Origin of the sequence: Hylemonella sp. W303a, from assembly GCF_046452315.1 — a bacterium.
In the GTDB taxonomy this organism is placed as follows: Bacteria; Pseudomonadota; Gammaproteobacteria; order Burkholderiales; family Burkholderiaceae_C; genus Hylemonella.
The window spans coordinates 281,011-297,853 of the sequence record NZ_JBKFDG010000002.1; the positions used below are offsets into that span (position 1 = coordinate 281,011).

Here is a 16,843-nt window from a genome sequence, read left to right on the forward strand (position 1 = left end):
GCCATCAGCAAGAGCGTTCACGCAAGAACGACGCAACGACACAAGCGCGAGGAGACACCCATGCATGCCTGGCTTTGCAGCGACCCCAGCGGCGTTGACGCACTGGAATGGAATGAACAAACCACGCCCGCACCTGGCCCCGGCCAGGTGCTGCTGGAGATCAAGGCAGCCAGCCTGAATTTCCCCGATCTGCTGATCGTGCAAAACAAGTACCAGATGAAACCGCCCTTGCCCTTCGTGCCGGGGTCGGAGTACGCGGGCGTGGTGCGGGCCTTGGGCGAGGGTGTAAAGCAGTTGCAAGTCGGTCAGGCCGTCGCCTGCCTCACCGGCACCGGCGGCTTCGCAACTCACGTCCTGGCACCGGCGGAGCGCTGCATGCCTCTGCCCAGCGGTTTTGCATTTGAAGACGCAGCCGCCTTCATCATGACCTACGCCACTTCCCACCACGCGCTGATCGACCGGGCCCAGCTCAAGGCCGGCGAGACCGTGCTGGTGCTGGGCGCAGCCGGCGGCGTAGGCACCGCGGCCATCCAAATCGCCAAGGCACAGGGCGCGCGGGTGATCGCCGCGGCGTCCAGCGAGGACAAGCTGGCGCTGTGCAAAAAGATCGGCGCGGACGTCGGCATCAACTACGCCACGCAGGACCTGCGTGAAGCGATCAAAGCCGCGACAGACGGCAAGGGTCCGGAGGTGATCTACGACCCGGTGGGCGGTGACCTTGCAGAACCAGCTTTCCGCTCCATCGCCTGGCGCGGCCGCTACCTGGTGGTGGGTTTCGCCGCCAGTCCGACCGTCCCTACTCTGCCCATGAACCTGCCCCTGCTTAAGGGCGCGTCCCTGGTCGGCGTGTTCTGGGGCGACTTCGCTCGCCGTGAGCCGCAAGCAAACGCGGCCATGATGCAAACGCTGGCGCAGTGGTATGCCCATGGCAAGGTCAAGCCGGTGATTGATCGCGTGCTGCCCATGAAAGAACTCAAGCAGGCCTACGCCCTGATGGGCACGCGCCAGGTCAAGGGCAAGCTGGTGTTGGTGAATTGACCCTGCTGGGTTGAACGCGGAGAGGGCGGGGCAGGCTGACCGCCTCATATGATTTGCTGTGCAAATCGAAATCGGCGGCGCAGCCTGCTCCGCCCTCTCCGCTTACGTCGCACCACGAGCCAGCGACAATACGCCCATGTCCGCCGACACCGATGACACGCCGACCGCCCACTCCGAGGAACTGCTGAACCAGGTTGCCGCCCTGCCCTCGCTGCCGGGCGTCTACCGCTATTTCGACGACGCAGGTGGCCTGCTCTACGTGGGCAAGGCGCGCAACCTGAAGAAGCGCGTCTCCAGCTACTTCCAGAAGCGCCACGACGGCACGCGCATCGGCCACATGGTGGGCAAGATCGTGCGCATGGAGACGACGGTCGTACGCTCCGAGGCCGAGGCCCTGCTGCTGGAAAACAACCTCATCAAGACCCAGCAACCGCGCTACAACATCCTCTTTCGCGACGACAAGAGCTACCCCTACCTCAAAATGACCGCAGCCTCGGCTTCGGCAGCCGCCAGTGAAGCCAGCGCCTGGACCCGCATGGCGTACTACCGAGGCGCGGTCGAGAAAAAGCACCATTACTACGGCCCCTATCCGAGCGCATGGGCGGTGAAGGAAGCCATCGTCTTGCTGCAGAAAGTCTTTCGCTTGCGGACCTGCGAAGACACGGTGTTCAGCAACCGCACTCGGCCCTGCCTGCTCTACCAGATCAAGCGTTGCTCGGGCCCCTGCGTGGGCTTGGTCAGCCCAGAAGCCTACGCGCTGGATGTCGCGCATGCCCAGGCCTTCCTCGACGGCGAGACCCAGCAGGTGCTGAAACAGCTGGAAGCTCGCATGCTGGGCCATTCTGAAAAACTGGAGTTTGAACAGGCGGCGGAATTGCGAGATCAGATTTCCGCGCTGTCCAGCGTGCTGCACCAGCAAGCGGTGGAAAGCGTGGACGACCGAGATGTGGACATCCTCGCCGTCAAGATCCAGGGCGGTCGCGCTTGCGTGAACTTGGCCATGGTGCGCGGCGGCCGGCACTTGGGCGACCGGGCCTACTTCCCAACCCATGTCGAAGACGCCGCCGCGCTGCATTTCGCGGAGGCAGAGAGCGACGAAGCGCCCGCGGCTGGCCCCTCCATCGACACCCAGGTGCTCGAAGCCTTCATTGCCCAGCACTATGTGCAGGTCCCGGCGGTGCCCACGCTGATCACCGGCGCGCCGGTCAGCGCCGAGTTGATGGAAGCGTTGACCGAGCAAACCGGAATGCGCATGCGCACGGTCCACCAGCCTCGGGGTCAACGCCGCATTTGGCTGGACATGGCGCAGACCAACGCTGACCTGCAGTTGGCCCGCCTGCTGGCCGAGGAAGGCTCTCAACAGGCGCGCACGCGCGCGCTGGCCGAGGCGCTGGACTTGCCTCAGGTCAGCGACTCCGCTGGGCTGGATGAACTGCGCATCGAGTGCTTCGACATCTCGCACACTGCGGGGGAAGCCACCCAAGCGTCCTGCGTGGTCTTCCATCACCACAAGATGCAAAGCAGCGAGTACCGACGCTACAAGATCGACAACATCACGCCGGGAGACGACTACGCCGCCATGCGCCAAGTGCTGACCCGACGCTACGAGCGCATTGCCGCGCGCTTGTCCGAAGCACGGCGCGAGGGCAGCCTGGACAGCGCCATCCCCGCGCAGGCCGTGATGCCGGACTTGGTGCTGGTCGACGGTGGCAAAGGCCAGGTGTCGATGGCACGCGAGGTCTTCGAACAGCTCGGCCTGGACCTCTCAATCATCGTCGGGGTTGAAAAAGGAGCCGGGCGCAAGGTCGGCCTGGAAGAGCTGGTTTTTGCCGATGGCCGCGACAAGGTCTACTTGGGCAAGGACTCCGCGGCGCTGATGCTGGTCGCGCAAATCCGCGACGAGGCGCATCGATTCGCCATCACCGGAATGCGAGCGGCGCGCGCCAAGGTGCGCACGGGCGGCAGCCGACTTGAGGACATTCCAGGCGTCGGCCCCAAACGGCGCGCGAGGTTGTTGCAGCGCTTTGGCGGAGCCCGTGGCGTGGAAGCTGCGAGCGTGGAGGACCTAGCTGCCGTCGAGGGGGTGTCGCACGAACTGGCCGAAATCATCTACCGCGCATTGCACTGACCGGGACGTTTTGGGGGCGGCCCAAGAGCGGCGCATCACGTGAACAAATTCACAACACGACCGTGCCACAATGCCACCCATGTTCTTCACCATCCCCACCTTGATGACCTGGGCGCGCATTGTCGCCATCCCGCTCATCGTCGGCGTGTTCTACCTGCCCTTGGAACCGCAGATTCGCAACCTGATCGCGACCGCCATGTTCGTGCTGTTCGCGCTGACGGACTGGCTGGACGGCTACCTCGCGCGCAAGCTAAACCAAGTCTCGGCTTTCGGTGCCTTCCTGGATCCGGTGGCGGACAAGTTCCTGGTCTGCGCCAGCCTCTTGGTGCTAGTGCACCTCGACCGTGCCGATGTGTTCGTCGCCCTCATCATCATTGGCCGGGAGATCGCCATTTCAGCGCTGCGCGAATGGATGGCTCAAATCGGTGCTTCGCGCAGCGTCGCGGTGCATATGTTGGGCAAGCTCAAGACCACGGCGCAGATGGTGGCAATCCCCTTCCTGCTCTACGACGGTACGGTGCTTGGCTTGATCAACACGCACCTCTGGGGCACGGTGCTGATCTGGATCGCCGCAGTGCTGACAGTCTGGTCCATGGTCTATTACCTTCGCAAGGCCTTGCCTGAGATCCGGGCCAAGGTGTGATGCGCGGCCACACCCAGGCCCGCGATGGGGAAACGATTCGTCACGCATGAAATACCCCGCATGCTTTCGTCGCGCGGCTGGCACGGGAAATGCGTCTAGAATTCGCGTCCCACGCCGCCAAGGTGGCTGCAAGCCTTGATTGACATGGCCCAAGTCCATCGCTCTAATTGCTGCACCCAAATAAGCGGGTGCCCAATTGCAGATTGCCCCGCATGCCTCACCGGTCACCGGTCCGGTGCGAACAGGATGCAATAAGGCAGACCGATTAACCTAGTTCCACGTACAAGGGGATTTTTGTGAACAAAACCGAACTGATCGAGCACATCGCCAAGAACGCAGACATTTCCAAGGCAGCAGCCACTCGGGCTCTGGAGTCCGTGATCGGTGCAGTCAAAACCACGCTGAAAAAAGGCGGTTCGGTGTCTCTCGTCGGATTCGGCACGTTCGCCGTGACCAAGCGCGCTGCTCGCACGGGCCGCAATCCGCGCACCGGCGACACGATTAAAATCAAGGCTGCCAAGCTCCCGAAGTTCCGTCCGGGCAAGGCGTTGAAGGACGCCTTGAACTGACAATTGATGATCTAGAGTTGAGGTCCGCATTTGCGGGTTTCAACCGGTGGGGTGCTTAGCTCAGTTGGTAGAGCGGCGCCCTTACAAGGCGTAGGTCGGCGGTTCGAGACCGTCAGCACCCACCACCGAAGCGAAGGCGAACATTGCGTTCGCCTTTTTTCTTGTGAACGTAAACGGCTTTTAACTTTCTCTTGCCCGGAGACCCGCGCCCATGTTTGAAAACCTGCGCAAGCACAACAAGATCCTGATGGCGGTGCTGGTGCTGCTCATCGTCCCGTCCTTCGTGCTGGTGGGCATTGATGGCTACACCCGCATGACGCAGAAGGACCGCGTCGTGGCCCACGTGGGCAAGATCGAGATCACGCAGGGTGAATGGGATGCCGCGCACCGCTCGGAAACCGACCGCCTGCGCCAGATGATGCCCAATCTTGATGCGCGGCTGCTCGACTCCGATGCCGCGCGCCGGGGTGTGCTTGAACGCATGGTTCGCGAACGCGTGCTGCAACAAGCCGCGCGAGACGCACAGCTCAGCGTGAGCGATGCCCGCTTGTTCCAGGAACTGCAAACCATTCCCGCCATCGCCCAGTTGCGTCGCGCCGACGGCACCATGGACGTGGAAACCTACCGCGAACTCCTGGCGCGTCAGGGCCTAACCCCTGCGGGTTTCGAAGCCCAACTGCGCTCGGACCTCGCCGTCAATCAGATACAAGCGAGCGTGACGGGCACTGCGGTGCAGACCAACACGTCTGCTGACCTGGCCCTGGACGCTTGGCTGGAGCGACGTGAGGTGCAAGTGGCGCGGTTCACGCCCACCGACTATGCGGCTCGTGTGCAGGTATCGGAAGCCGATCTGCAAGCCTACTGGCAAGCCAACCAAGGCCTGTTCCAGGCTCAGGAACAAGCCCGCATCGAGTACATCATGCTGGACATTGAGGCCCTGCGCAAGGAAGCACGCGTGAATGAGCAGGACCTGCGCAGCTATTACGAGCAAAACGTGGACCGTCTCAGCGGGCCGGAAGAGCGCCGCGCCAGTCACATCCTGATCACCGCGGCCAAGGATGTCCCGGCCGCTGAGCGCCAAAAGGCGCGCGAGCAGGCCCAGGCGCTGCTGGCTGAGTTGCGCAAGGCACCGTCCAACGCACAGGCCAAGCTGTTCGCCGATCTGGCGCGCAAACATTCGCAAGACCCTGGATCGGCCTCGCGCGGTGGCGATCTGGGCTACTTTGGCCGCCAGGCCATGACACCGCCCTTTGAGCAGGCGGTCTTCGCCCTCAAGCAGGGCGAGCTCAGTGACGTGGTGGAAACCGACTTCGGCTACCACCTCATTACCGTAACCGGCATCAAGAAGCCCAAGGCCAAGAGCTACGCCGAACTACGCCCCAGCTTGGAAGCCGAGATTCGCAATCAACAGGCCCAAGCTCGTTACGCCGAAGCCGCCGAAGCCTTCACCAATGGTGTTTATGAGCAGCCCGACAGCCTCAAGCCCGTGGCCGATCAGCTGCGTTTGACGATTCAGACTGCCACTGTCAGCCGCGAACCCGCACAGGCTAACGCTGACAGCCAGGGCGTGCTGACCAACGCCCGCTTGCTGGCTGCCGTCTTCAGCGAGGACGCCATACAGGCCAAACGCAACACCGAGGCCGTGGAAATCAGTCCCAGCCGTTTGGCCGCGGCACGCGTCGTGCAGCATCTGCCTGCTCGGACTCTGCCGCTGGCTGAAGTCCAAGCGGCCGTGCGGGAGCGGGTCGTCAGCTCCCGCGCTGCACAACTGGCTCGTGAAGATGGACTGGCCAAATTGGCTGCCTGGAAAGCCACGCCGGCGCAGGCCAAGCTCGGGGCCGCTGAAGTGGTATCGCGGGATCAGGCCCGGAATCTGCCGCGCGCTCTGCTCGACGCCGTTCTGCGCGCCGACCTGCAGTCTGCGGCAACCGGTCCTGTCTGGGTAGGCACCGATCTTGGCGATCAGGGCTATGTGCTGGCTCGGGTGAACCGCCGTGTTGAGCGCGCTCCCGCAAGCGATTTGGCTCAGCAAAACCAGCAGCGCCTCCAGTACCTGCAATGGTGGACCCAAGCCGAGAACGAGGCCTACTACCAATTGCTGCGTCAACGCCTGAAAACACGCATTGATCTGCCCGCGCCTGCTCCGAAAGGCTAAAGCTTGGCGCTATAATCTTGGCCTTGCGGTGGCTGTAGCTCAGTTGGTAGAGTCCCAGATTGTGATTCTGGTCGTCGTGGGTTCGAGTCCCATCAGCCACCCCAGACTTTGAAAGACGCCAGCATAGGGTCAGCCCTTGCTGGCGTTTTGTTTTGGCGTTTTCGTTTGATGGCGGCCTGTCCGCTGCATTCGCCGCACGAAATCCACTCATGATCGAGCACCGACGATCCCTGTTCAAGACGCTTGCAAGTGCCGGGATGTTCATGGGCGCGTGGAATGGCCATGCGATACGGACCTTCACTGCGCTGGGTTTGTTGGGCCAAGCATCCGCCCTGCTTGCGCAGACCATCCCGCTTCCCTCCACGAATCGCTCACAGGCCTTCAAGGCACAGACTCCTGGAGATGCTCTGCGTCTGATCGTTGGCAACGCGTCGGTGACCGAGGTCGGCGAATCGCAAATCCAGTTGCAAGTCCCGGAGCTGGCTGAGAACGGTGCCATGGTGCCAGTGACCGTCAGTAGCCGAATCCCCGACACGCGGCAAATCATGCTGTTGATCGACAAGAATCCATACCCTCTCGTCGCAAGCTTCTACTTTCCCGAAGGCACCGAGCCCAGCTTCCAAACACGCGTCAAGATGGCCGAGAGCAGTCGCGTTCGTGTCCTCGTATCAGCCTCGCTGGGCAAGGACAGCCGCTACTTCACGACCTCGAAAGACACACGGGTCACCCTGGGCGGCTGCGGTAGCTGAAGCGCATGAGCACCGATTTTCCCAAGCCCGAGCCCATGCGCCTGCGCGCCGACCATGCCAACGGCGTGACCGAGGTGCGGGTGCTGGTCAAGCACATCATGGAGTCCGGCCAGCGCCATGATGCGGACGGCCGGGTCATTCCAGCCCACTACATCACCGAGGTCCTCGCGCATCATGTGGGGACGCAAGGCTCGCCACGACTGGTCTTGCACGCTCAATGGAGCACGGCCATCGCGCAGAATCCTGTGCTCTTCTTCCAGTTCAAGGGGGGCGTGCCGGGGGACAAGGTGGTCCTGCAATGGGTTGACAACATGGGCATGCGGCGCAGCGACGAGACGCAGATCCGTTGACGGGTGTTGGCGCGACTGACACGGCCATGCGTTGGGACATCTTCTGCAAAGTCATCGACAACTTCGGTGACATTGGGGTGTGTTGGCGGCTTGCGCGCCAAATCGCCAACAGCGGACAGCGAGCCAGATTGTGGGTGGACGACGACTCGGCACTCACGTGGATGGCGCCAGGTGGCACAGACGGCGTTGAGGTGCGCCCCTGGCACGGCCTCGCGCCTGAAGGCATCCCGCCGGGCGACGTGCTGGTCGAGGCTTTTGGCTGCGACATCACGCCGGATTGGGTTCAGGCTGTCGCCACCCCAGACACGGCCTGGATCAACCTCGAATACCTGAGCGCGGAACCTTATGTGGAACGCATGCACGGCCTGCCCTCGCCGGTGCTCAGCGGCCCCCTCGCGGGATGGCACAAGCGCTTCTTTTATCCCGGCTTCACGCCAGGAACAGGGGGCCTGCTGCGCGAACCCGATCTGCAAGAGCGACAACGGCGATTTGACCGCGCATCCTGGGTGGCGGCCCAGGGCATCCAGCCAGAGCCCGGAGCGAAACTGATCTCCTTGTTTTGTTACGAGCCTGCAGCCCTATCCGCTCTGCTCGAACAGCTGGCACGGCCGCAGGAACTGCCCCAAATTGGCGGCTCAAGCACACCCTCTGTCACGCACCTGCTCGTCACGGCGGGCCGTGCCACAGGGGCTGTGCAGAATTTGCTGCAGACGCATGAACGACACAGGCCAGGCGCGTCCCTCTTGCAGGTGCACTATCTGCCCCGCCTCAGCCAGGACGACTATGACCATTTGCTGTGGGCTTGTGACCTGAACTTCGTGCGTGGCGAGGACTCGTTGGTGCGCGCTCTTTGGGCCGCCCGGCCCAGCCCAGACATGACGCTGCAGGCCATCCCGTTCGTTTGGCAGCTGTACCCTCAACACGATGACGCGCACCACGACAAATTGAGAGCGTTCCTGAACTGGGTGCAAGCATCACCATCGTCCCGTGCCTTCCATGAGATCTGGAACGGGCTGAGCGGATCGCCACTGCCCGGTTTGGACATCCCCAATTGGGGGGTGCAAGCCCAGCGAGCGCAGTCCCGGGCACGGGATCAAGCGGATCTGCTCACCCAGCTGAGCGCCATGGCCGTGTCGATGGCGTCTCTAGCCCACCGCTCCTAGCACCTGGGACGTTTTCGTACTGGGCCTTCCCCTACCCCTAAGCAGGACGCCCAGAACCCGGCCAGCAGCAATGCGGCACGTCGGCAGTTGGCGCTCAACCACGCTGGGCGGCACATTGCGGAACCAGCAACCTGCTGGCCGGGCCGAAACCAAAAGCCGCTAAAATCAGGGGCTTTGCAGAACGCCGCCGGAAGTCATCGGGAGCGGCCAGTCTTTTTCTCCATCACTGGACAACACATCATGAAAATCGCTCAAGAAATCCGCGCCGGCAACGTGATCATGCACGGCAAGGATCCGATGGTCGTGCTCAAGACCGAATACGCCCGCGGTGGCCGCAACGCCGCCACCGTGCGCATGAAGCTCAAAAGCCTGATCGCCAACTTCGGCACCGAAGTCGTGTTCAAGGCCGACGACAAGATGGACCAGATCATTCTGGAAAAGAAGGAATGCACCTATTCCTACTTCGCCGACCCGATGTACGTCTGCATGGACACCGAGTACAACCAGTACGAAGTGGAAGCCGAGAACATGGGCGACGCCCTGCACTACTTGGAAGACGGCATGGCCGTGGAAGTGGTGTTCTACGACGGCAAGGCCATCTCGGTCGAGCTGCCCACCAGCGTCGTGCGTGAAATCACCTGGACCGAACCCGCCGTCAAGGGCGATACCTCGGGCAAGGTGCTCAAGCCCGCCAAGATCGCCACGGGCTTTGAAGTCGCCGTGCCGCTGTTCGTGGACCAGGGCGACAAGATCGAAATCGACACCCGCACGGGCGAATACCGCAAGCGGGTCTGAGCGGGTTTCCCCCTCAGGCGCCTGCCGCCGGTGGACAGCGGCGTCATCGGCGACAATGCACCGCAAGGCTCCTCCTGGCAGGAGCCTTTTTCTTGGGATGCTGACATGCTGAAACACCACACCCGCGACCTCAACCTGCATACCCTGGCCGAGGCCTGGGACGCGCTCAAAGCCCACTCCGACGCAGGCCTGCCTCTGGAGGCGGCCGCCTACCGCCTGGCCTTTGCCGACCCGGAATTCCTGCTGCGCCGCGAGACTCGGGGCATCCGCTTTCAGCTCGAGCTGATGAAGCCAGATCTGGAGCAACAGGAGCAAGGCATCCACCACACGGTCGTGGTTTATGGCAGCGCGCGCACGCCCTCCCCCGAACAGGCCCAAAACAATCTGGACGCCGCTCGCGCCAGCGGTGACGCCCAGGCGCTCAAACGCGCCGAACGCGACCTGCGCAATTCCCGCAACTACGACGCCGCCCGGCGCTTCGGCAAGCTGGTCGCAGAGCACGGCGCGCGGATGCCGGAGCACGAGCGGTTCTACATCTGCACCGGTGGCGGGCCCGGCATCATGGAAGCGGCCAACCGTGGCGCCCATGAAGCGGGCGCCCTCAACGTGGGCCTGAACATCACGCTGCCGCACGAACAGAGCGGCAACCGCTACATCTCACCCTCGCTGAGTTTCAAGTTCCACTACTTTGCGCTGCGCAAGATGCACTTCATGATGCGTGCCAAAGCGCTGGTGGTCTTTCCCGGCGGATTCGGAACGCTGGACGAATTGTTCGAGGTGATGACGCTGGTGCAGACGGGCAAGTCAGAACGGGTGCCCATCGTGCTGCATGGGCGCGAGTTCTGGAAACGCGTGATCGATTTTGACCTCCTGATCGACGAAGGTCTGATCTCGCCGCAGGACGTGGATTTGTTCCGCATCGTCGACACGCCGGAGGCGGCCTGGGAAACCATCCAGGGGTACTACAAGCTCGACACCGAGCGAGGCTGAGCGACGGACTTCAGTCCCCAGGCGGCGCGGCTGCCCCAGCCCACCGCCACCCCCACAGTCCAGAACACCAAGGACACCCCCACCACGGCACCCACGCTGCCGAACATCAGCGGCATCGCGACACTCGACGCATTGAGCGTGAGCAGGCGCAGCCCCAAGGCTTCGCCGTGCCGGTCATGCGGGGTGATCTGGTGCAGCGTGCTCATGATCAAGGGCTGCACCGAGCCCAGCACCAAGCCGAGAAGCACCGAGCATGCCCCCATGCTCCAAGCCCCTGGCATGAAAGGATAGGCAACGAACAGCGCGGCCGTGGCCAGCATGGCGCCGCCCATTACCATCCATTCGCGCAGTCGGGCGGCCACCCAGGGCATGAGCAGGCGCACCGCCGCCGCCGAGATGGCGAATGCGCCCAGCAGCGTGCCGATGGTCGAGGCGCTGAACCCACGCTCGTGCCCCAGCACGGGCATGACGAAGGTGTGCACGTCCCAGCACGCCGAAAGCAGCCAGTTGACCAGCATCAAGCGGCGCATCTGAGGATCGCGCAGCAAATCCCAGGCCCTGCGCGATCCTGTCACCGGGGCCGCAGTCGAGCGCCGTTGCGGGGCCCGGCGCACGCACAGCCAAGTCACCAGCGGAAGCAGGGCAGCGAACAGAAAAGCCGCGCGGTACCCCTGCAGATCCCCGGGCCGTCCACCCAGCCAGACGCCCGCATGGTCGATCAGCAAGCCGGCGAGCAAAGGACCGAGGAAGTTGGAAAACGCCGGGCCGATGGACAACCAGCTGAACATGCGCTTGAGCTCGGCCGCGTCGCGCGCGCTGCGCCCGACTTGGCGCTGCAGGGCGATCGACGCCGCACCCGTGGCACCGCCCGCGCACAAGGCCGCGAGACACAGCACCGGAAAGAGGGGGAACACGGCAGCCAGCAAGGTCCCGCTGACGGCGGCCGTCACGGCCAGGCCCACAGGCCGACGCAGTCCATGGCGATCGGCATAACGTCCCGCCGGCAGGGCCAGGAACACTTGCGTGAGGGCGAACAAGGCCATCAACACCCCCACGGCCAAGGGGCTGTACCCCTGGGTCAGAGCCAGCAAGGGCGCGGCCATGCGCAAGCCCGCCATGCAGGCGTGCAGGCAGATGTGGCCCAGGATCAGACGCGGCAGCAGCCTGTTCATTCAGGCGCCCACTTTCCGCGCGGCCATCCGCACCGCCCTCCTCGGTCCTGCGCTCATGCGGCGGCGCTCACTCCTCATCCGCACCCTTGTCCAACGGCAGCAGGTTCTGCGCCTGAGTCTCGGGCAAGGCCTCCACGGCCTTGAGCGCGCGGTTCATGGCGCGGCTGCGCACCTCGGCGCTGTCCAGGGTGTTGAGCACGGTCTGGGTCTGCGTCTTGACCCGCGCCAGCACCTCACCGAACTTGTTGAACTCGGTCTTGACCGCGCCCAGCACCTGCCACACCTCGCTGCTGCGTTTTTCCAGCGCCAGGGTGCGAAAGCCCATCTGCAGGGAGCTCAGCATGGCGAGCAGGGTCGTCGGTCCGGCCAGCGTGACGCGGTGCTCGCGCTGCAGCGCCTGCATCAGGCCCGGGCGGCGCAGCACCTCGGCGTACAGGCCTTCGGTGGGCAGGAAGAGGATGGCGAAATCCGTCGTGTGCGGCGGCGCCAGGTACTTCTCGGCAATGCTCTTGGCTTCGAGCCGGATGCGCGCTTCGAGCGCCTTGGCCGCGCTTTCAGCACTCACGGCATCGGCACGCTGCTGGGCATCGAGCAGACGCTCATAGTCCTCGTTCGGGAACTTGGCGTCGATGGGCAGCCAGCAGGGAGTGTTGTCATCGCCTGCACCGCCTTTGCCGGGAAGTCGGATCGCGAAGTCCACCACGTTGCGGCTGCCCGGGACGGTGGCGATCTGCGCGGCGTACTGCTCGGCGGTGAATACCTGCTCCAGCAAGGCCGCGAGCTGGGCTTCGCCGAACATGCCACGTGTCTTCACGTTGGTCAACAGGTGCTTGAGGTCGCCCACGCCCGCAGCCAGGCTCTGCATCTCGCCCAGACCCTTGTGCACCAACTCCAAGCGCTCGGCCACCTGCTTGAAGCTCTCGCCCAAGCGCTGCTCCAGCGTGGCGTGCAGCTTCTCGTCGACGGTGGCGCGCATTTCGTCGAGCTTGACCGCGTTGCTCTGCTGCAGTTGAGCCAGCTTGGCCTCCATCGTCGCGTTCATCTCACCGATGCGCCGCGCGTTCATCTCGCTCAGGTTGGAGAGCTGCGTCGTCAGCGTGTCGCGCACCTCTTTCTGGAACAAGGCGATCTTCTGGCTGAAGTCGTCCAGTCGCGCGTCTTGCGTTCGGGTGGCGGTGGCGGCCTGCTGCACCAGGCTTTGCTGGAAAGTCGCCAGCGTCTGCTGCAACTCCTGGCGCGTGCCGCGCGCGGAGTCGCCGATGTCTTGCCGCAACTCACGCGCGAGCTGCTGGCTCGCGCCGCCATCGCCACGGCGAACGAGCAGCATGAGCAGCACAACCAGGTTCACGACCAGGAGCGCGAGAACGAGCAGGACCAAGAGGGTGATGTTCATAGGCAAGGCAACTCACACCGGTTCACGATCCGGCGGCCCAAATAGGCGAATCATGGAGTACAGGCCGAACACGACGACCCCAGCGAACACGGCCGGCAACGCGGCCTGCTCACGGAAAGTACGGAGAAAAGAAAGCGTAGCGAAGTGATCGCAAGGCCGGGTGGATTCTACGCCCGGCCCGCAGCCTCACCAGAGGATCAGCACCGTCGCCAGGCCGAGGAAAAGACCCATGCTGGCGACATCGGTGGCCGTGGTGAGGAAGATGCTCGACGCGGTGGCCGGGTCCGCGCCCAGGCGCTTCAAGGTCAGCGGAATCATCGCCCCCGAAATGCCACTGACCACGCAGCTGCCGACCATCGCCAGCAAGATGGCCACGGCCAGCCAGGGTGCTGCAGGGTTGTGCTGCGAGGCGGCGGTGACGTACATGCCCACCGCGCTGACCAGGCCGACCAAGAGACCGTTCAAGAGTCCGAGCCAGGCCTCCTTGGCGACCAAGGCCCGCTCACGCCCCGGCCGCACCTCGCCCAAGGTCAGTCCGCGCAAAGTCACGGCCAGTGCCTGACAACCCGTGTTGCCACTCTGACCCGCCAGCACGGGCAGGAACAGGGCCAGGATGACCAACTGATTCAGGGTCTCCTGGAAGACTCCGACCACGGCCGCGGCCAGGAAGGCCGTCAGCAGATTGAACTGCAACCAGGGATGGCGCAACTTCAGGCAACGCTGCCAAGGCGTGGTCAGGCGCTCTTCCTCGACCCCCACCATGCTGGCGGGCTGGGCGCTGATTTCGAAGTTCTGCTCTTCGAACAGTACCTGGCCACGCACCAGCCCCACCAACCTGCCGTCCCCATCGCAGACCGGGTACACCGGGTAGTGCCGGCTGAGCACGGCCTTCATGGCCTCGGCCAAGGGCATGCGCGCGTCCAGGCTGAAGGGTGAGGGGATCATCACCGCCTCCAGGGTGCGGCCATGGTCGGCGAACAGCAGATCACGCATGGTGATCACGCCGCGCAAGCGGCCGGCTTCGTCCACGATGAAGCCGTAGGTGATGAAGGCCTGCTTGATCAACTCGCGCAGGTGTTCGATGGTCTCGCCGACGGTGAGCTGCGGTGGGAAGACGGCATACACCGGGTCCATGAAGCGCCCCACGCTGCCCTCGGAGTAAGTGCGATTGCGCGTCCACTGGCGCACTTGTATCGGAGGCGACTCCGCGCGGACTCGCTCGGCGTAGTCATCAGGAAACAGATCCAGGATGGCCGTGGATCGGCCAGGATGCAATTCCAACAAGAGCGCGCTGGTGAGTTCGGGCGCCTCGCCGCGCAGCACTTTGGCAGCCTCCCGGTCATCGCGCTGAGCGATGGCCATGCGCAGCCAGGCACGTCGCTGCGACATGTCGATTTCGGTGTCTCGCGAAGGTGATTGATCCATGAAACGCTGCCCGCCTCTCAGATTCCAGCATGGCCTCCCGACGCTCACGCGCCGCGCCCAGGCCTGGTTCGCATGCAGTCTAGACGATCGGCCATGGGCGCCTAGCCCCGCATGGCCGGCCCGCTCCATCGGTGCGGGCCGATCTGGCTCACGCCGCCGCACGCCTGAAGGGCGACCACTGAGTAAAGACCAGCAGATTGCCGAACATCACGAGCGCGAGCCCGACGAACGCGGCCGGCGTCCACTGGTAGCCTTCGGCCAAAGTGGACACGCTGAGCACCACCACCGGGAACAGCACGGTGCAGTAGGCGGCGCGCGCTGGCCCCATGCGACCCACCAATGTGAGGTACGCGGTGAAACCGATCACCGACCCGGGGATCGCCAGGTAGAGCAAGGCCCCCACATAGGCCGTCGAGGTATCGAAGGCAAAGGGCACGCCAAACACCACGCAACCCGCCAGCAGCACCGCAGCGCCATACAGCATGCTGTAAGCGTTGCCCGTCAGTGGTCGGACGCCGGCACGTTGCTGCAGCGACGACAGCATGTTGCCGGTCGAAAAAAAGAATGTGCCGAGCAGCGCGAACCCGAGGCCCAAGAGCGTTTCGCGGCTGGCCTGCTGCCCCACCAGTTCCGGCCAGAACAAGAGCAAAAGACCGGAAAAACCGACCAAGCCCGCCAGCATGACGCGCGGCGCGATCCGTGTGCCAAACCACAGGCGCGCGTTCAAGGCATTCCACAGCGTCGCGATGGAGAACACAACCGACACCAAGCCGCTCGGTATCCATTGGGTGGCCGTGTAGAAACACAGGAAGTTCAGGCAGAACAGGCACAGGCCCTGCCCCAGGCACAACGCATGCCCACGTCGGTCCATAGGCTGCAATTTGCGGGTCAACAGCAGCGCGGCGAACAGCACCAGGCCGGCCAGAGCGAAGCGGTAGAAAATGGACACGGGAATGGCCACCACCCCCAATTGCAATTTGATGGCGATCCAGGTCGTGCCCCAGATGAAGACGGTCAGGAAATATAGGAAAAGATTCACGTTGAGATGCTCGGCAGAGTCAAAGCAGGACTTGAAAACCAGGGCCATGACAACCATGGGCTCCTGCGCCCAGTGTGCCCCCGGCGGGCCCCCTCCGATTGCCGGTTCTTGCGGTTTTCCCGACCTGGGTCTGACGCGCATGACCCTATCGCACTAGCATTGCGCTTCCATGGGCACCACCGCTACGGCACCGTCCGACTTCTCCGCTTTCCGCACGCTGTCCACGTCCACCGCTACGCTGACGCGCGCCACATCGCTGGGCGAGGGCATCGCCATCTCGCAATGGCAGCGCAGCGGCCACGAAACGCTGGGCTACGACCTGCCCGGGCACCACACAGTGTCGCTCTACCTACAAGGGGGTGAAACTTCGTTCCGCGTCGGCAGCGCCCTGCATGGCGGCGCGGGCAAATTCTGCGTGCTGCCTGCCGAACACCACTCGCTCTGGTGCATGAACGACACCGTGCATTTTTTGCATCTGTACATCGCGCCCGAGCGGCTGGCACGCGAAGCCGTGCTGCGACTCGACTGCGAACCACGCGCGCTTGAGTTGCGCGACCGCACCTACATCCACGACGACACACTGACCGCCTTATGCGGCGGTTTGATGAACACCGACTGGGGCGCTCCCGCCGACCGCCTAGCGGCCAGCAGTGCCGCGGAGACCGTGCTGCACCACCTGCTGCACGCGGAGGTGAGGCGCAAGGCCGCCCCACCGGCGCGTGGCGGCCTTGCCCCCGCGGTGCGACGGCGGGTCCGGGACTACATCGACGCCCACCTCGCCGATCCGCTGAGCCTGGACGAGTTGGCCGGCGTGGCCGCGCTGTCCACCTACCATTTCGCGTGCATGTTCCACGCCTCGTTCGGTGAATCACCGCACGCCTGGGTGCGGATGCGACGCCTGGCCCACGCGCGCGGCCTGCTGGCCACCGGCCGGGCGGATCTGGCCGAGGTCGCACAGGCGTCAGGTTTCGGCAACGCCAGCCACCTGTCGCGCGTGTTCCGCGATGCCTACGCGATCACCCCGGGCCAGTTCCGCTCAGCCGTTCAGCTCAGGTGAGGCGCGGCAAGGCATGCGCCGCCAGCAGCAGTGCGGCCAGCGCCAGACCCAGCAAAGCGCGTAACCAGGTCGATGCCGGCACATCGAAGGCCGTGGGGTCGTCCTGCTGCTGTAGCGCGCCTTGAGCCATGTGCATCCTTGGTGTGGTGCTCGAATTGTGGAATCAAGTGCCCGGAA

The 16,843-nt window shown here is 64.0% G+C and carries 16 protein-coding genes and 2 tRNA genes; 13 read left to right on the plus strand and 5 right to left on the minus strand.

What is annotated here, in order from left to right:
* Positions 1–60 precede the first annotated feature (60 nt).
* From ACLBKS_RS04955 to ACLBKS_RS05010, 12 genes are all read left to right on the plus strand, one after another.
* Positions 61–1,038 carry an NADPH:quinone oxidoreductase family protein gene (locus ACLBKS_RS04955; RefSeq protein WP_410191686.1) on the plus strand — a complete coding sequence of 326 codons (978 nt, stop codon included), beginning with the start codon at positions 61–63 and terminating at the stop codon, positions 1,036–1,038.
* A 136-nt stretch (positions 1,039–1,174) separates the two neighbouring features.
* Positions 1,175–3,166: an excinuclease ABC subunit UvrC gene (gene uvrC / locus ACLBKS_RS04960; protein ID WP_410191687.1), complete on the plus strand. Its 1,992-nt coding sequence runs from the start codon at positions 1,175–1,177 to the stop codon at positions 3,164–3,166.
* A gap of 79 nt (positions 3,167–3,245) precedes the next feature.
* The gene (pgsA, locus tag ACLBKS_RS04965) at positions 3,246–3,809 is read left to right on the plus strand and encodes a CDP-diacylglycerol--glycerol-3-phosphate 3-phosphatidyltransferase (RefSeq protein WP_410191688.1); all 564 of its coding nucleotides are present in this window, start codon (positions 3,246–3,248) and stop codon (positions 3,807–3,809) included.
* A 296-nt stretch (positions 3,810–4,105) separates the two neighbouring features.
* Positions 4,106–4,378 carry an HU family DNA-binding protein gene (locus tag ACLBKS_RS04970; protein ID WP_006296845.1) on the plus strand — a complete coding sequence of 91 codons (273 nt, stop codon included), beginning with the start codon at positions 4,106–4,108 and terminating at the stop codon, positions 4,376–4,378.
* Positions 4,379–4,427: 49 nt separating this feature from the next.
* A tRNA-Val gene (locus ACLBKS_RS04975) sits at positions 4,428–4,503 on the plus strand.
* A gap of 86 nt (positions 4,504–4,589) precedes the next feature.
* A complete protein-coding gene (locus ACLBKS_RS04980; protein WP_410191689.1) occupies positions 4,590–6,533 on the plus strand; it encodes a SurA N-terminal domain-containing protein in 1,944 nt (647 codons plus the stop codon).
* A gap of 28 nt (positions 6,534–6,561) precedes the next feature.
* Positions 6,562–6,637 (plus strand) — tRNA-His (locus ACLBKS_RS04985).
* 105 nt (positions 6,638–6,742) lie between these two features.
* The gene (gene soxY / locus ACLBKS_RS04990; protein WP_410191690.1) at positions 6,743–7,282 is read left to right on the plus strand and encodes a thiosulfate oxidation carrier protein SoxY; all 540 of its coding nucleotides are present in this window, start codon (positions 6,743–6,745) and stop codon (positions 7,280–7,282) included.
* Positions 7,283–7,287: 5 nt separating this feature from the next.
* Positions 7,288–7,632, plus strand: a complete 345-nt coding sequence (soxZ, locus tag ACLBKS_RS04995) for a thiosulfate oxidation carrier complex protein SoxZ (protein WP_410191691.1) — start codon at positions 7,288–7,290, stop codon at positions 7,630–7,632.
* Between the two features lie 26 nt (positions 7,633–7,658).
* A complete protein-coding gene (gene earP, locus ACLBKS_RS05000; protein WP_410191692.1) occupies positions 7,659–8,795 on the plus strand; it encodes an elongation factor P maturation arginine rhamnosyltransferase EarP in 1,137 nt (378 codons plus the stop codon).
* A 240-nt stretch (positions 8,796–9,035) separates the two neighbouring features.
* Positions 9,036–9,590 carry an elongation factor P gene (gene efp / locus ACLBKS_RS05005; protein ID WP_006296854.1) on the plus strand — a complete coding sequence of 185 codons (555 nt, stop codon included), beginning with the start codon at positions 9,036–9,038 and terminating at the stop codon, positions 9,588–9,590.
* 105 nt (positions 9,591–9,695) lie between these two features.
* Positions 9,696–10,580: a TIGR00730 family Rossman fold protein gene (locus ACLBKS_RS05010; RefSeq protein ID WP_410191693.1), complete on the plus strand. Its 885-nt coding sequence runs from the start codon at positions 9,696–9,698 to the stop codon at positions 10,578–10,580.
* Here the strand turns inward: ACLBKS_RS05010 and ACLBKS_RS05015 are convergent.
* The 4 genes from ACLBKS_RS05015 to ACLBKS_RS05030 form a co-directional block, all read right to left on the minus strand.
* Positions 10,553–11,752, minus strand: a complete 1,200-nt coding sequence (locus ACLBKS_RS05015; RefSeq protein WP_410191694.1) for an MFS transporter — start codon at positions 11,750–11,752, stop codon at positions 10,553–10,555. The genes ACLBKS_RS05010 and ACLBKS_RS05015 overlap by 28 nt on opposite strands.
* A gap of 67 nt (positions 11,753–11,819) precedes the next feature.
* Positions 11,820–13,145 carry a DNA recombination protein RmuC gene (locus ACLBKS_RS05020; RefSeq protein WP_410191695.1) on the minus strand — a complete coding sequence of 442 codons (1,326 nt, stop codon included), beginning with the start codon at positions 13,143–13,145 and terminating at the stop codon, positions 11,820–11,822.
* 186 nt (positions 13,146–13,331) lie between these two features.
* On the minus strand, positions 13,332–14,534 hold the full coding sequence (locus ACLBKS_RS05025; protein ID WP_410191696.1) for a magnesium transporter: 1,203 nt from the start codon (positions 14,532–14,534) through the stop codon (positions 13,332–13,334).
* A 184-nt stretch (positions 14,535–14,718) separates the two neighbouring features.
* On the minus strand, positions 14,719–15,609 hold the full coding sequence (locus ACLBKS_RS05030; RefSeq protein ID WP_410191929.1) for a DMT family transporter: 891 nt from the start codon (positions 15,607–15,609) through the stop codon (positions 14,719–14,721).
* 169 nt (positions 15,610–15,778) lie between these two features.
* Here ACLBKS_RS05030 and ACLBKS_RS05035 point away from each other — a divergent pair, with 169 nt between their 5' ends.
* A complete protein-coding gene (locus ACLBKS_RS05035; protein ID WP_410191697.1) occupies positions 15,779–16,666 on the plus strand; it encodes a helix-turn-helix domain-containing protein in 888 nt (295 codons plus the stop codon).
* Here the strand turns inward: ACLBKS_RS05035 and ACLBKS_RS05040 are convergent.
* Positions 16,659–16,802, minus strand: coding sequence for a hypothetical protein (locus ACLBKS_RS05040; RefSeq protein ID WP_410191698.1), 144 nt, complete (start codon positions 16,800–16,802; stop codon positions 16,659–16,661). The two genes, ACLBKS_RS05035 and ACLBKS_RS05040, sit on opposite strands and share 8 nt — an antisense overlap.
* Positions 16,803–16,843: the final 41 nt, after the last annotated feature.